The 15,563-nt window shown below is 60.5% G+C and carries 9 protein-coding genes and 1 pseudogene; 6 read left to right on the top strand and 4 right to left on the bottom strand.

From position 1 onward, the window contains the following. A pseudogene (locus ACEW8N_RS01245) lies at positions 1-306 on the bottom strand (hypothetical protein); the annotation flags it as partial. Positions 307-970: 664 nt separating this feature from the next. On the opposite strand from ACEW8N_RS01245, the gene ACEW8N_RS01240 reads away from it, so the two are divergent. Together ACEW8N_RS01240 and ACEW8N_RS01235 are read left to right on the top strand one after the other, a co-directional pair. Beyond that, the gene (locus tag ACEW8N_RS01240; RefSeq protein WP_373497969.1) at positions 971-1,201 is read left to right on the top strand and encodes a type II toxin-antitoxin system HicB family antitoxin; all 231 of its coding nucleotides are present in this window, start codon (positions 971-973) and stop codon (positions 1,199-1,201) included. A 67-nt stretch (positions 1,202-1,268) separates the two neighbouring features. Then, positions 1,269-2,369 carry a 6-phosphofructokinase gene (locus ACEW8N_RS01235; RefSeq protein WP_373497968.1) on the top strand — a complete coding sequence of 367 codons (1,101 nt, stop codon included), beginning with the start codon at positions 1,269-1,271 and terminating at the stop codon, positions 2,367-2,369. Between the two features lie 51 nt (positions 2,370-2,420). Here the strand turns inward: ACEW8N_RS01235 and ACEW8N_RS01230 are convergent, their stop codons facing one another. The 3 genes from ACEW8N_RS01230 to ACEW8N_RS01220 all read right to left on the bottom strand — a co-directional run bounded on the left by ACEW8N_RS01230 (position 2,421) and on the right by ACEW8N_RS01220 (position 8,952). Further along, positions 2,421-4,004 (bottom strand): NAD(P)H-hydrate dehydratase, encoded by a 1,584-nt coding sequence (locus ACEW8N_RS01230; RefSeq protein ID WP_373497967.1) that lies wholly within the window; start codon positions 4,002-4,004, stop codon positions 2,421-2,423. A gap of 21 nt (positions 4,005-4,025) precedes the next feature. Further along, the gene (locus ACEW8N_RS01225) at positions 4,026-6,794 is read right to left on the bottom strand and encodes an SUMF1/EgtB/PvdO family nonheme iron enzyme (RefSeq protein WP_373497966.1); all 2,769 of its coding nucleotides are present in this window, start codon (positions 6,792-6,794) and stop codon (positions 4,026-4,028) included. 109 nt (positions 6,795-6,903) lie between these two features. Continuing rightward, positions 6,904-8,952 carry an FAD-dependent oxidoreductase gene (locus tag ACEW8N_RS01220; protein ID WP_373497965.1) on the bottom strand — a complete coding sequence of 683 codons (2,049 nt, stop codon included), beginning with the start codon at positions 8,950-8,952 and terminating at the stop codon, positions 6,904-6,906. A gap of 305 nt (positions 8,953-9,257) precedes the next feature. Here ACEW8N_RS01220 and ACEW8N_RS01215 point away from each other — a divergent pair, with 305 nt between their 5' ends. From ACEW8N_RS01215 to ACEW8N_RS01200, 4 genes are read left to right on the top strand one after another with little or no spacing between them, the layout of a single operon-like run. Next, on the top strand, positions 9,258-11,288 hold the full coding sequence (locus ACEW8N_RS01215) for a TonB-dependent receptor plug domain-containing protein (protein WP_373497964.1): 2,031 nt from the start codon (positions 9,258-9,260) through the stop codon (positions 11,286-11,288). A gap of 10 nt (positions 11,289-11,298) precedes the next feature. Further along, complete coding sequence (locus tag ACEW8N_RS01210) at positions 11,299-11,868, top strand: YfiR family protein (protein ID WP_373497963.1); 570 nt, start codon at positions 11,299-11,301, stop codon at positions 11,866-11,868. 4 nt (positions 11,869-11,872) lie between these two features. Further along, positions 11,873-14,200, top strand: coding sequence for an ATP-binding protein (locus tag ACEW8N_RS01205; RefSeq protein WP_373497962.1), 2,328 nt, complete (start codon positions 11,873-11,875; stop codon positions 14,198-14,200). Then, complete coding sequence (locus ACEW8N_RS01200) at positions 14,193-15,551, top strand: diguanylate cyclase (protein WP_373497961.1); 1,359 nt, start codon at positions 14,193-14,195, stop codon at positions 15,549-15,551. Before ACEW8N_RS01205 ends, ACEW8N_RS01200 begins: the two co-directional genes overlap by 8 nt. Positions 15,552-15,563 lie beyond the last annotated feature (12 nt).

Raw genomic sequence — 15,563 nt, 5'->3', positions numbered from 1 at the left:
GTTCTGCCGGAGGGCCATCACAACAAGGATGACACAGCCCCAATAAACCCGTCTTCCATCGAAACGGGCTGAGGGCGGCAAGGTCCGGCGCCGGCACCCTTCCCGGCTGCAGCACAGGCTGAATCGAACCAGATGAGCCTCATCGATATCGGCAGGACCGCCCCGCGGTTTGCGCAAGTAGTTGGCACTGTCCAATCGTGATTGACAAAAACGGCATTTATTTGCCTTAACGCTTTCGGCAAGATCCTGGTCGATCCGGTACAGGAGGGAAAAAAGATTGGCTTTTTGCAGGAGTTCCGGTAACATTTGTCTGCCCTTTCTTTGTAGAAGTGCGGGCAGGAACCCCCTTGTCAATCTGCCACGATATCGGAGGGGGTTCCTTACCTCTCCCTCAGATACTGTCCAGAAAAATTGCTGCTTTTCAATTAATTATCGTGGTCAATCACATAAAGCGCAAGACCTGCAACCGCGCATGAGAGGAAAAGACATGAAGGATAAAGACAAAAAAAAACCAGGATGAATTACGTTCGGAGTACAATTTCGACTACTCAAATGCAGTTCGAAAGAAATATTATAAGAAACTAATGGAAGAAGGTTCCAACGTTCCAACCATGCCTATCCGGTTAATGCCCAAAATACTTTATGAAAAGTGACATAACCTTATGTAAATACTTGATTAGAAGCACACGAAATCATCGAAGACCTATCTCTGAAAAATGGTTTATAATAACAGAGGCTTTGATCATATTGTGGGTGACAACCGGATAGGCATGGTTCCAACGTTGTCGTTCTTGAACCCGATGTTGCGAAAGCTTTCCATGATTCAGCATCTGTAAATGAGGCGCTCAGATCGCTACTTCATTTGACTCGCTCAACCCAGCGCTTAACACGTCGCTCCAGCGGACGCTCGTAAACTCGCGCCACCGATTAAAACGTTGGGCAATGTATCCAACCGATTGGAGGATTCAGGATGCTGTTGGAATACATACAGGCTGCACTTCGCCGAGCGAAGCACGAGATCTTGCCAGACGACGGCAGCTACTGTGGAGAGATCCCCGAATGCCCTGGAGTCTGCGCGAATGCAGAGACACTAGAAGCGTTTCGGGAAGAACTGCCAGAGGTGCTCGAAGAATGGGTTCTGTTTCGGGTTTACAAGAATCTCCAATTGCCGACAGAAGCGCACAGGGCCTCCGCCGGTTAGATTCACGTTCGGCATGATGATTTTGAGAAAAATTCGAACATCCTCTTTCGCGAAGGAGAAAAAACTTATGACAGATATCAAACGGATCGGCATCCTGACGGGCGGGGGAGACTGCCCGGGGTTGAATGCCGTGATCCGTGCGGTGGTGAGATGCGCCGTCGGGCGGTACGACATCGAGTGCCTCGGCGTGCTCGACTCCTTTGACGGCCTGATCGAAGGCCCGTCGATCATTCCCCTGAGCTGGTACAGAACCAAGGGCCTTCTGTTTCAGGGGGGCACTATATTGGGGTCAACCAACCGGGGGGATCCTTTTGCTTACAAGGTCCGCGTTGGGGAACAGATCGTCGAAGAAGACCGGTCGGAAGCGGTGATGGCCAATGTCGAGAAGCTGGACCTGGACGGTTTGATCATCATTGGCGGGGACGGCACCATGGCGATCGCCAATAAATTCTGGGAACGGAAAAAGCTCAGGATGGTCGGTGTCCCCAAAACCATCGACAATGACATCTGGGGAACCGATGAAACCTTCGGGTTTCATACTGCGGTCGAAATTGCCACCGACGCCCTCGACCGGCTGCAAACCACCGCCACCAGCCATCACCGGGTGATGATCCTCGAGACCATGGGGCGCAATGCCGGCTGGATCGCCCTCCATGCCGGCGCGGCATCCGGCGCGGATGTCATCCTCATCCCTGAAATCCCGTTCAGCCTGGAGGCCGTTGTCGCGAAAATCGAGGAGCGCAGTACCCGGGGGAGCCGGTCCACCATTATCTGCGCGGCCGAGGGCGCGGCGCCCATCGATGGGACGCGGATCACACGGGAGTTCGTCCCGGAGGCGGCAGAACCCGTCCGGCTCGGGGGCATTGCGGAGTGGCTCTGCAAAGAATTGAAAGGGCGCATCCGGACCGAATGCCGCCACACGGTGCTGGGACATATTCAGCGGGGAGGCATCCCGAGTGGGTATGACCGCATCCTGTGCACCCGTCTCGGAACGGCTGCCGTGCATGCATTTGTTAAGGGCGAATTCGGCAAGATGGTTGCCCTTCGACAGAATGAGATCCAGATGATCCCATTTGCGGAGATCGCGGGAAAAAATCGTTTTGTCGATCCCGGGAACGATCTTGTTCGGGCGGCGCGTGACACGGGGGTTGCCTTCGGGGATGAGTAGGCAACCGGCCTCCATGCCGTTGACGTTCCGGGGCGTTTCGAGGCCGGCGCCTCAGGCGTCGACCACCGGAATCCGGTAACGGCCCTCATAGGGCAGCGCCGCATGGGCCTGGCTGCGTGCGGTTTTAAGGGCCTGGGGCAGAAAATCGAGAATGTCCTGGGCCGTCATGCCGTCCTGGCCCATTTTTTCCGCCGCCAGGTCCCCCGCAAGGCCGTGGAGAAATACCCCGCCGGCCGCCGCATCCTCGACGGGCATCCCCAGCCCGAACAGGGCCGCGATGGTTCCCGTGAGTACATCCCCCGAGCCGGCCGTCGCCATGCCCGCATTCCCGCTCATATTGACCCGCACCCGGCCGTCGGGAAACCCGATGAGGGAGTGGGGGCCCTTGAGGATGACGATGCCGGAGAGGTCCGCGGCCGTTTGCCTCAGGATTCCCACCGGGTCCCCGGCGATTTCCCGGATGCTGAGGCCGGTGAGCCTTGCCATCTCGCCCAGGTGGGGGGTGAGGATGGTGGGCGAGGTGCGCTGTCTCACGCAGTCGGGGGCTTCGGCGAAGGCGGTGATGCCGTCGCCGTCCAGGATCAGTGGGACGTCCAGGTCGGCGGAAAGGGAGCGGACGAGCTTTTGGGTTTCGGCGTCGAGGGAAAGCCCCGGCCCCATCACCGCCATGTCCGCCCCGCGGGCGATCTCCCCGAGGGCGGTTTTGTTTTCCATGGCGATGCTGCCGCCCGGGGTTTCTTTCATGGGATGAAAGACAATTTCGCTGCATCTCTGGGCGATTACCGGGATGATGGACCGGGGCGCGGCCAGTCTGGCATACCCGCCCCCCGCCTTGAGGAAGGATGCTGCCGAAAAATAGGGGGCGCCGAAATAGGCGGCGGCGCCGGCGATGAAGAGGACGCTGCCGAAGCTGCCCTTGTAGCCGGCCGGATCCCTGGGGGGCAGGGCCGGCGGTTCGTTCAGGGCGACCGTCAGCGCCTCGGACCGGTAAAGTGCCGGCGGAAAAGAGATATGGGTCACATGCAGCCGTCCGCCGCGGCCGCAGCCGGGGTAGAGCAGGTTGCCGATCTTGGGGAGGCCGAAGGTCACCGTGTCGTCGGCCCGGACGGCGGCGCCCAGGATCCGCCCCGTATCCCCCGCCACGCCCGAGGGGATGTCCAGGCTCAGGACGGGCTTTCCGCTGTCATTGATCCGCTCGATGACCTCCCGGAAGCGCCCCGTCGCCGGCCGGGCCAGCCCCGTGCCGAAGATGGCGTCGACAACGGCGTCGCAGCTCTGGAAATCCTCGTCGGCGGCCGATGCGTCGTCGATGGCGCGAATACTCAGCCCGAGCCGGGAGACGATCTCGAAATTGGTCCTCGCGGCGCCTTTGTAGCCGGCGGGATCCGAAAGAAGGATCACCCGGGCCTCGCCCCCGCCGGAATGGATCTTTCGGGCGACGACCAATCCGTCTCCGCCGTTGTTGCCGATGCCGCAGACGATGAGAAACCGCCTGCCCGGAACGCCCACGGTCTCCGAAAGCACCCGGAAGGCGGCCAGCCCCGCGTTCTCCATCAGCATCTCCTCGAGGATCCCGTAGTGCTCGATGGCCTGCCGGTCCATCCTCCGCATTTCCTCAACGCTGCTGATTTTCATCGTTCCCCCCCGAAACCGTCATTATTGAACGCATGCGACCCGGAACCCCCAGTTGAAGTTGGCGTAGCTCGGATCGACGCGGTAGCGGTAGGCGCAGCGGACGATGTCCGAATTGAACAGATAGGACCCGCCGCGGAGCAGGCGCTTGACGCAGTTGTCCGCCGTCTCGTCTTCCCGGGACGGGTCTTCCGGGTCGTAGGGGTATCCGAATTCCTGCTTTTCCCACTCTCTGCCCCACAAACTTCGCGTCCATTCCCATACGTTGCCGGCCATATCCAGGCAGCCGCAAGGGCTCGCGCCTGCGGGAAACGACCCCACCGGGCTCGGGGCGCCGATCCTGGTGTCGTAATAGTTGGCGCGTCCGGGGTCGGGCCGGTTTCCCCAGGGATAGATGCGGCCGTCGGCGCCGCGGGCCGCTTTTTCCCATTCCGCCTCGGAAGGCAGGCGGAAGCGCCACCCCTTGTCCCGGATCAGCGAAAAATTCTGGCGCAGCCTGGCGGTGAGCCACCTGCAGTAGGCGACGGCGTCGTGCCAGGTGACCAGCACCACCGGGTGATTCTCCACGGTATTGTATAGATGCCAGGTTTTGGAGGGCCGCGCGCCGGCGTCTTCGATGAAGAGGCGGTACTGGTTCACGGTGACCGGATATCTCGCGATGAAAAAGGTCGGCAGGTCCACGGAATGGAACGGCTGCTCCCGATCCTGCGTGTCGGGGTCCCGCGACGGGTCGCTTCCCATCTGGAAAGGTCCGGCCTCGATCTTGAGGAAGCCGATCTTCTCGATGCCCCGGCCCTCGTCTCTGGGGAGGCCCCAGAAATTTGTCCTGAAGCGGGCGTCTCCCAGGGCGGCCAGGGTGTTCCCGGCGGCGACGCGTTCCAGTGTCGTCAAATGGTTTCCCTGGATCAGGCGGGAGATCCGTGCCCGGACGCGCTCGCTCAAATCTTTCCCCAGGGCGCTGTCCGACGCGCTGTTGGGGCCGATCTCCTGCAGGATTTCACCCGCGAGCCAGATCTTGCGCCAGTCCGGCCCATGGCGTCCGCGCTCGACGGCGCAGAGTTCGCCCACCAGGGCCAGGGGCGTATCGATGTGGCCGTTGACATGGAAGAGCTTCCCGACGGCAAGAAGCGTTACCAGGCGCCATATATCGCCGTTTTCAGAAAGCTTGGCGGCCATCTGGGCAAATTTCGGCTGGGCGGCGAGGAAGGAGCCCGCCAGGTATTCCTGAAAGCTGCGATGGGGAAAGGCCAGCACCTCCGGAGCCCGTTCGATCAGGAGTCCGGTGCGGTGCTTGATGGCCTGCAGCATCTGTTCAGTCCAGCGGAGGTCTTTCTGCGGATGCAGGCCGGCAAGGGCTTTCTGAAGCAGGATCTCGTCGATATCGGTGGCGGCGCTCTCGCCGGCGCCGCTGATCTTGAGCTGAGCCTCAAACGCCAGATGCCACAGGACCCGCTTCAGGTCCATCTCCTTGCGGCCCGCCTCGGCCAGGAGTGCCCTCACGTCAAACGCCTCCTGCGCTTCTCCGGTCTTGATCTGCTCCCAGCGCCACAGGAGGATGTCTACCGCCTCTTCATAGAGTTTGGCGCGGGCTTCGGGCAATTCCCCCTTATGGGTGTGGACCAGGGTCATCACCGTGAGCAGCAGGGGGTTGGGGGCCAGCCGCCTCAGGTCCGGCCTCCGGACTGCGGCCTGGAGCCTTCCGGCCAGCCGCGCCCCCTCCGCCGCGGAGCAGACGTTGCCGATGCGGACCAGGTCGTCATACCAGGCGGTGATGAACAGGTCGATCTTCTTGTCATCCAGGGGCGCCAGCCGGACCGCCGGAAAATCGGGAATCTGCCACTGGCTGTCCTGGTAGGACAGGATCCGGCAGGTGAGCACGATGCGGCTTTTGGAGTACCGGGACGCAAACACGGCCACGGCATCGCGGACGAAGGCGCGCTTGGTTTTCGACGGGGTCTCGTCCAGGCCGTCCAGCAGCAGGATGGCGCGGCCGTTTTCCAGGGCGTTTTCGAGGACCTTGGCGGCAAAGAGCAGGTTCTGGCCTTTGAGGCGGCTCAGGATGAAGTACCACAGATGCCTCACCCGGGGCGGTCCGGGGGCGTCGGGAAGCCAGTTGGAAAAATCGCGAAGCGCGACCGGAATGGGAACGATATCCTCCTCGTCCACCGGCCAGCAGCGGAGCCGCTTCATCCATCCGCCGTTCGGTTGATTGGGATGCGCGGCCAGGCAGAGGCAGAGATGGTTCAGGAAGGTGGATTTTCCGGACCCGGGATCTCCAAGAATGACCAGGCGGCGCTCCTGTGAGGTCGCCTCCAGTGCCGAGGTCGGGTGATCCTCGGCATCGAAAAAGATGTCGAGTTCATCCGGGGCGCCGCATGCAGGGTCTCCGGAAAGCCTCCGCATCGGCGGTTTCACCTGACCGGAGGCATGGATGTCGAGGTCCACATAGATCTGGGAAAGGTGGATGCGCCTGAGGGCGCCGGCATCCCCTGCGCCCACGTCCGCGCCCCGAAGCGGAATGTGCTGCACCGAGGCGGCGATCACGCGTCGGTATATGGCCAGGGCTTCGGCGGGATCATCGGGAGCCTGGCCCAGGTAGATGGGCTGCTGAAGCGCTTTCTGGCCGGCATCGTCGTCCAGGAAGCCGGCCTTACGGGGGTCTTCCGTCACGCTATCCGCGGGCGGCGAACATTCAAGCGCCGCAAGGGCGGCCCTGAAGGTGTCCGGGTCGATAAGCCCCCTGTCCAGCGCCTGCCCCAACTGTGCTTTTCTTTTCTCGATTACATTGGTCATCGGTGACTGGTTTTCCTGAACAGCCCGCGGGTTGGAATGCGGTCCGCGTTGCTTTCCGCCGCCGCTTCCACCTGAAAAGGGAAAATACTCAGTAAATAATACCACGGAATTACCGACACTTCAATTCAATTTCAGCGGCGAGGCGCGCGCCCTGCATAATAGCCCGCCTGGCGTCGATTTCAACGGCCTGGTCCGCGCCGCCGATGAGGTGGACGGGCATGCCGGCCGATGCAAGCTCCGGCAGGAGCGTCCGGAGGGATTCCTGTCCGGCGCAGATGACGATCGAATCCACCGCGATCAGCCGCTCCTCTCCCCCGACAACAACATGCAGGCCCCGGTCGTCGATCCTGCGGTACGTCACGCCGTTCAGCATCCGGACGCCTTTCCGGATCAGGGCGGCGCGATGAATCCAGCCCGTGGTCTTGCCCAGATCCTTGCCCATCTTGCCGGTTTTCCGCTGAAGGAGGGTCACCTCCCGCGTCTTTCCCGCGGCCTCGGGCGCTTCAAGGAGGCCGCCCCGCGACGCATAGGCCGGATCAACGCCCCACTCCCGGAGGAATGCCGCCGCGTCGGCATGGGAGACCTCCGTGGGCGCATGGGTGAGATACACGGCGACGTCGAACCCGATGCCCCCTGCGCCGATGATGGCCACCCGGTCGCCCACCGGGACCTTCCCGCTCAGGACCTCCATATATCCCAACACCTTCGGGTGATCGGCGCCGGGAATGGCTGTTTTTCGGGGCACGACGCCCGTGGCCAGGACCACCGCGTCGTATCCTTCCCCGATCAGCCGCCCGGGTGCGGCTTCGGTGTTGAGGTGAACCGCCACGCCCGCGGTCTCCAGGCGCCTGTTGAAATACCGGAGGGTCTCCCCGAATTCCGCCTTGCCGGGGATGCGCCGGGCGACATTGAACAGGCCGCCGATGCGGTCGGCTTTTTCAAAGAGGGTGACCCCGTGGCCCCGCCCGGCCGCGATGACGGCGAACGACAATCCTGCCGGACCGGCGCCGACCACGGCGAGTTTTTTGGGATCGCGGGCGGCCGGGGCATCGAACTCGGTTTCATGACAGGCCCTCGGGTTGACCAGGCACGAGGAGATGCGGCCCTGAAAGATATGATCGAGGCAGGCCTGGTTGCACCCGATGCAGGTGTTGATCTCGTCGGCCCGCATCTCCTGTGCCTTCCTGACAAATTCCGGGTCGGCCAGGAACGGACGCGCCATGGAGATCATGTCGGCGTCGCCCCGTGCCAGGACAGCCTCGGCGGTCTCCGGCGTGTTGATCCGGTTGCTGGTGATGAGCGGGACCGAAACAGCGGTCCGGAGCCGGGCTGTCAGCCAGGTGAAGGCCCCCCGGGGGACCATGGCGGCGATGGTGGGGATTCTGGCCTCATGCCAGCCGATGCCCGTGTTGATCAGCGTCGCGCCGGCGCGCTCGATTTCCCGGCCCAGGGCGACCACCTCCTCCCAGGAGCTCCCGTCGTCGACCAGGTCGATCATGGAGAGTCGGTAGATCAGGATGAAATCGGCGCCGACGGCCTTCCGCACCTGCCGGACGATCTCCACGGGGAACCGGATCCGGTTCTCGAAGCTTCCGCCCCACCGGTCGGTGCGATGGTTGGTCCGCGGAACGATGAACTGGTTGATCAGGTATCCCTCGGAGCCCATGATCTCGACGCCGTCGTAGCCCGCGGACTGCGCCAGCGTCGCGCATCGGACAAAATCCCGGATCTGTTCCTCGATCTCGCCGTCAGTCAGTGCCCGGGGCGTGAACATGTTGATGGGGGCCTGGATGGCGGACGGTGAGACCAGATCCTTGTGATAGGCATACCGGCCGGTGTGAAGGATCTGAAGGGCGATTTTGCCGCCGGCATGGTGCACGGCCTTGGCAATCTCCCGGTGCGGGCGCATTTCTGCGTCGGTATCCAGTTTGGCGGCCCCTCCGGATGTTCTGCCGACCGCGTTGGGGGAGACGCCGCCGGTGACGATGAGGGCGGCGCCGCCTTTGGCCCGTTCTGCATAGTAGACCGCCATGCGCCGGAAGCCGTCCGGCGTCTCCTCGAGGCCGGTGTGCATGGATCCCATGAGGACCCGGTTTTTCAGGGTGGTGAATCCCAGGTCCAGGGGGGAAAGCAGATTCGGATACAGTAGATGGGGCATCTGGTCCTCCTTGAGGTTGACGGTTCCGGAGTAAAGACGGGGCTGCGCCGCTGAGCCCTGTTGGGCATTCCTGTCGTTTCTGTAAGGATTCTAGTTTATTGTCCCCGGACTTCCAACGAAACCGCCCGTGGCGCGGCTTGAACGGGTAAATCAAATTTTTTGGGAGAAAAATTAATAACACCGTTTAGTGTTTGCATTCTCATTGGAAAGATATAATATATTTCGACTATAAACCAGAACTGCTTTTCTTGTGCGAGGGGAATATGTTCCACATCCGGGCGCTCGGAGCTTATCGGCGCCGATACATGGCCGCTTGGCTTGTTGTCGGGTTCGTTCTGGCCTTTCTCAGTATGAACGGCCGTCCGGGAGGGGCATGGGCGGGTCCTCCTGAAAAACCGAACGATGCCGACATCGACTTCACCGAGTTCAGTCTGGAGGAGTTGAAAAGCGTCAAGATCACCTCCGCCTCCAAGATGCCCGAAAATCTTTCCGAGGTGCCCTCGGCCGTCTTCGTCATCACCCGGGACGACATCCGGCGCTCCGGCGCCACGAGCATCCCGGAGGCCCTGCGCATGGCGCCGGGGGTCGAGGTGGCCCGCATATCCGCCACGGAGTGGGCCGTCAATATGAGGGATCTCAATCAGCTCTTCGCCAACAAGCTGCTCGTCCTGATGGACGGGCGGAGCATTTATTCCCATGTGGCGTCGGGCGTCTTCTGGGACATCCAGGACACGGTGCTGGAGGATATCGACCGGATCGAGGTCATCCGGGGGCCCGGCGCCGCCCTGTGGGGCGTCAACGCCGTCAACGGCGTGATCAATATCATCACCAAGAAAGCGGCGGACACCCGGGGTCCCCAGGTGACGGCATTGGTCGGCACGGAGGAGGGCGTCGGCACGGCAAGGTACGGCGACGCCATGGGGGATGAAGGCCATTACCGGATTTATGCAAAATACTTCAACCGGGGCGGGCTGTTCCAGGAGGACACGGACTTCCTGGGCGATTCCGCCAAAAAAGACTGGCAGTCGGGCCGCGGCGGCGCCAAACTCGAATGGACGCCCGGCGCCGGAAGGGATACCCTCTTTCTGGAGGGCGAAATCTTCCAGAACCGCTATGAGGATGAAATTCCAGTGGCTGTCCAAGAGCCGCCCTTTGTGCGGGAGACCCAGGACATCTCCCGGGCCAAGGGCGGGCACGTGCTGGGACGATGGACCCGCGCTTTCTCGGAGAAGTCCGACAGCGCCCTCCAATTCTATTACGATTATTACGACAAGGATATCGACTTCGCCAACGTTGATGTGAGCACGTACGATCTCGATTTCCAGCACCGGTTTTCTTTCCTGGATCGCAACGAGTTTATCTGGGGGCTCAATTACCGGCTGATCACCGACCGTTTCCAGAACTCCGACGACTTCGTCCTTGATCCCGACGCCCAGACCCTCCACTATTACAGCGCGTTTGTCCAGGACAAGATCCGGATCGTCGACCGCCTCAACCTCACCCTGGGCGCAAAATTCGAACACAACGATTATACCGGTTGGGAGATTCAGCCGAGCGTCCGCCTGCTGTGGACCCCCAAAGACCGTCATTCTTTCTGGAGCGCCGTCTCGCGGGCGGCGCGGGTGCCGTCCCGGGTCGAGTACGACGGCAGGATCGAGGAGATCCTGTTTTCCGGTGCGGCGGCGGAGGCGGACAAGGGGGCGGTGCTCGTGGGCATGGGAAACGACGAACTGGAGGCGGAAACCGTGATCGCCTATGAGATCGGCTACCGGTTCCAGCCCACGACGGCCCTGTGGTTCGATACCACGGGATTCTACAACGACTACAAAGACCTCATCGCCTTCCGGTACAACGAGGACGCCCGGATCGAAACCGATCCCATCCCCAGGCTCATTGTTCCGCTTCACTACGACAACACCCTGGGGGGGGAATCCTATGGCGTCGAAATGGCGGCGTACTGGCAGGCGACCCCCAGTTGGCTCCTTCAGGGATCCTATACCTTTCTCAAGACGAATTTGAGCCAGGACCTGCTGGATGCGGGAGGGGTAGAAGCCTTTCTCGTTTCGGCGAGCAACCCCCGCAACCAGGTATCGCTGCGTTCCGCGCTGAACCTGACCCGGCGGCTGGAACTGGACCTGTGGTTTCGATATGTGGACCGCCTGAGTGAAAACGACGTGGATGACTATGCCTCCCTCGATGCCAGGCTGGCCTATCGGCCCGCCGAGCGGTGGGAGCTGTCCGTCGTGGGGCAGAATCTTCTGGAAGCGCGGCATGCCGAGTTCTCGTCCATCGAAGTGGAGCGAAGCGTCTATGTCAAGGCGGACTGGTGTTTCTAAGGGGGCTCGCTTGATAGGGACATTGCAGCGACGAATCTCCGGAGGCATCTGGGGGATTCTGTTATGCGTGTCGCTCCTGATTCCGGCCCCCGCCTCGGGGGAGCCGATTTCCGGCGCGGAATACAGGGTGAAGATGGGCTTCATCTATCATTTCATCCGGTTTACCCAATGGCCGCCCGAGACGTTCCCGACGCCCGAAAGCCCCATCAATTTCTGCATTGCTTCGGCGAACCCCGCCGCCGACATCCTGCTGTCCCTCCAGGACAAGGAGGTGAAAGGCAGGAAAATCGATGTGAATCGATCTGTCACCAGCGAGGATGTTGAAACCTGCCAGATTCTGTTCATTGCATCGGATGACGAGAAATTCGTCCAGCCGATGCTGGAATCCCTGAAGGGGCGAAAAATTCTCAGCATCGGAGAAATCAAGAACTTTACCCGCATGGGGGGGGTCATCAATTTTTTTGTGACCCGAAACCAGCTCCGGTTCGAGGTCAATCTGGATGCCGCCGAATCGGCGGGCCTCAAGTTCAGCTCTCAGCTCCTGATGTCCGCGGACATTGTCAAAAAGGGCGAGGAATGACCTGATGCGCGCATTCAAGACCTCCATCAAGCAGAAGCTGATTCTGATCATCCTCTGCACCAGCGGCATCACCCTTCTTCTGGCGTCGGTCGCTTTCGTCACCATCAGCATCATCTCGCTTCGTGAGAGTCTGATCAAGGACCTCTCCACCCTGGCGAAGGTGGTGGGCATCAACAGCGAAGGCGCGCTGGTCTTCGACGACCGGTTTACCGCCGAGCGGCATCTGTCGGCTTTCCGGGCCAACAACGGGATTGTCTACGCATGCATCTACCGGACGGACGGAACGGTCTTTGCATCTTATGCGGCCCCGGAAGGGGGCGGGCGCATCACCCCGCCCAAGATCCGGGAAAGCAGTCACTATTTCGAAGGGGACTATCTGTTCCTGTTTCAGGAGATCGTCATCGAATCGGAGGTCATCGGAACGGTTTTCATTCAGCACGGCCTGAATGAAATCAGAGGGCAACTGGCTCGCTACATCGCCATCGTCTGCTTCATCATTCTGGTGGCCTTTCTGGTGGCCCTCATGCTCTCCTCGCTTCTTCAGGGGATCATCTCCGTTCCGATCCTGAACCTGGCCCGGACGGCGCGATTGATTTCCCAGAACAAGGACTATTCGGTCCGGGCTGAAAAATTTCAGCGGGATGACGAGATCGGGGTCCTCATCGACGGCTTCAACGAGATGCTGACCGAGATTCAGTCTCAGCAGGGTGAACTGAAAGAGCATCGGGAGCACCTGGAAGAGCTTGTCGTAAAGCGGACCCAGGCACTGCGGGAGTCCGTGACGGCCTTCAAGAAGGCCAAGGAGGCCGCGGAGACCGCCAACCGGGCCAAGAGCGAGTTTCTGGCCAATATGTCCCATGAGATCCGCACGCCCATGAATGCGGTCCTGGGATTCACCGACCTCCTCTATTCCATGATCAACGACGACAAGCAGAAGAGCTACCTTGATGCCATAAAATCTTCCGGCAAGAGCCTTCTCACCCTCATCAACGACATCCTCGACCTGTCCAAGATCGAGGCAAAAAAGATGGATCTCCAATACGAACCGGTGAACATCGCGACCGTTTTCGACGAGATCAAAGACATCTTCTCCCTGAAAATCAAGGACAAAGGCATCAAGTTTATCACCGAAATCGGGCCGGAGGTTCCGGACAATCTCCTATTGGACGAGGTGCGCCTTAGGCAGATTCTGTTCAACCTGATGGGCAACGCCGTCAAATTCACCGTTTCGGGCCATATCCGGCTGTTTGCGAAAAGGAGGGTACGTCCGGAGAACGACGAAAAACTGGATATTCTCATGGCTGTCGAGGATACGGGAATCGGCATCCCTCCGGAATCGCGGGAGACGATTTTCGATGCCTTCAAGCAGCAGGACGGTCAGAGCACGAAGCAATACGGCGGCACCGGGCTGGGGCTGACGATCACCAAACGCCTGGTGGAGATGATGGGCGGTCGCATCACGGTGACGTCGGAGGTCGGGAAGGGAAGCACCTTCGAGGTCATCTTTCACGGGGTCGCCTTTGAAGCCCGGCCGGTGGAACCAAAAACGTACAGCCCCCCGCGGCGGAGCGACATCATTTTCGAACCCTCGACGGTGCTGGTGGTGGACGATATCAAGGCCAACCGGAACCTGGTGAAGGCCTATCTTCAGGATACGCCGATCCGCTGCCTGGAAGCCAGCAACGGCGCGGAGGCGGTTTCCCTGGCCAAAAAGGAAAAGCCCGATATCATTCTCATGGATATCCGGATGCCGGTGATGGACGGCTGCGACGCCACACAGATGATCCGGCGGGACGAGATCTCACGGAACATCCCCATCATCGCCCTGACGGCGTCAAGCATGCGGTCGGAGCAGGAGAAGATCCGGAAATGCGGCTTTGACGGCCTGCTGATCAAGCCGTTCAAGCGGGAAGACCTTGTTCGCCGGCTCTCCCATTTCATTCAGGTCGATACATCCGGCGCATCGGAAGATCCGTCACGAGAGGATGCGATGGAAAAATCGGAGATCCATGTCGATGAAACGATTTCAGCAGCGGTTCTTGCCGGGCTGCCCCATCTGATTGAAGCGCTCGAGGGGGAGTACCGGAAACTCTGGGAAAAAGCGAGAAGCAACGGATTTTTTGAAGACATCGGGACCTTTGCCAAGGAGATTCAGAAGGCCGGAGAGACCTATCAACTTGATCTCCTCCGCCAGTTTGGAAAAACCCTGGATCTCCAGGTCAGCAGTTTCGATATCGAGAAGATCAACGCTACCATGGATACCTATCCCAATCTTATCCAGGTGATCAAAACTCTCTACAGGAGAAATGCCGAGGAGTCGGGAGATGTCTGAACGCGCGAATGAAAAATTCAAGATATTGATTGTGGACGACGTCCCCAAGAATATCCAGGTCGTGGCCAATATTCTCCAGAACGAGGGGTACAGCATGGCCTTCGCCCAGAGCGGCGCCACGGCGGTCGAACTGGTCCGGACCAATCCGTTTGACCTGATTCTGCTGGACATCATGATGCCGGAGATGGACGGCTTCGAGGTGTGCCGAAGGCTGCATGGCGATCCCGGAACCGCTGATATCCCCGTACTGTTTCTGACCGCCAAGACCGATACGGAAAGCCTGGTCAAGGGGTTCGAAACCGGTGCGGTGGATTACGTGACCAAGCCGGTCAAGGACGCCGAGCTGCTTGCGCGGGTCAAGACGCAGCTGGAGCTCCACCGGTCCCGGCAGCGGCTGCTTTCCATCAACAGGCAGCTGAACGAGGAGATCGCCCAACGCAAAAAGAGCGAAGATCGGTATCGCAACATGGTCCTGAACGCCGTCCAGGGAATGTTTCGAAGCACGCTGGACGGCCGGATTACGGACATCAATCCGGCCTACACGCGCATTCTGGGATATGATTCGCCGGAAGAGGTGATCGCCATTGATGAGGCGGCCAAAGCCCTCTGTTTTCAGCCCGAAGATCGGGCGGTGATGATCGAGAGACTCAAGGCAAACGGTTTTGTCGCCAACTATGAGCTCAAGATCCGCCGGCGGGACGGTTCGCCGGCCTGGATCATGCTCAACTCGCGCCTTGCGACGGACGAAGCCGGCGAGTCTTTTATCGAGGGCATCGCGATCGATCATACCGCCCGGAAGCTGGCCGAGGAGGAGCTCAGGCGAAGCCGTGAAAAATTTCGGTATCAGGCCATCCACGACAACCTGACCGGTCTTTACAACACCCGGTATCTCTATCAGGCACTCCAGAAACTGGTGGATACCTGCGGCGCCCAGTCCAAGCCATTCTCTCTTATCTTCATGGATGTGGATGATTTCAAGACGGTCGTGGATACCTATGGGCATCTGAAAGGCAGCCAGACCCTTCAGGAGATGGCCAGGACCATCCAGGAAACCCTTGCCGAGCCGGCCTACGGGGTGGCCTACGGCGGGGATGAGTTCGTGGTGGTCCTGCCCGGCTTCGACAAGCAGATGGCCCTGCAGAAGGCCGGCGAGATCCGGACCCGGATCCGGGAGACGTCGTATCTCGCCGGTCACGGCCATGACGTCCGCATCCGGGCAAGCTTTGGCATCGCCGCCTTTCCGGAGGACGCAGGCGACGTCAACGGCCTTTTGGCGCTGGCGGATCAGGCGATGTTTGACGTGAAGGGCGGGGGAAAGGACGCCGTCCGGGCATCGGAAGGCCGGATCTGAAGCACCGGGGAG

Source organism: Desulfococcus sp. (assembly GCF_041737845.1).
GTDB lineage: Bacteria > Desulfobacterota > Desulfobacteria > Desulfobacterales > Desulfococcaceae > Desulfococcus.
Note: the sequence above shows the minus strand (reverse complement) of the source record. Positions and strands in the feature narration are given on the sequence as shown.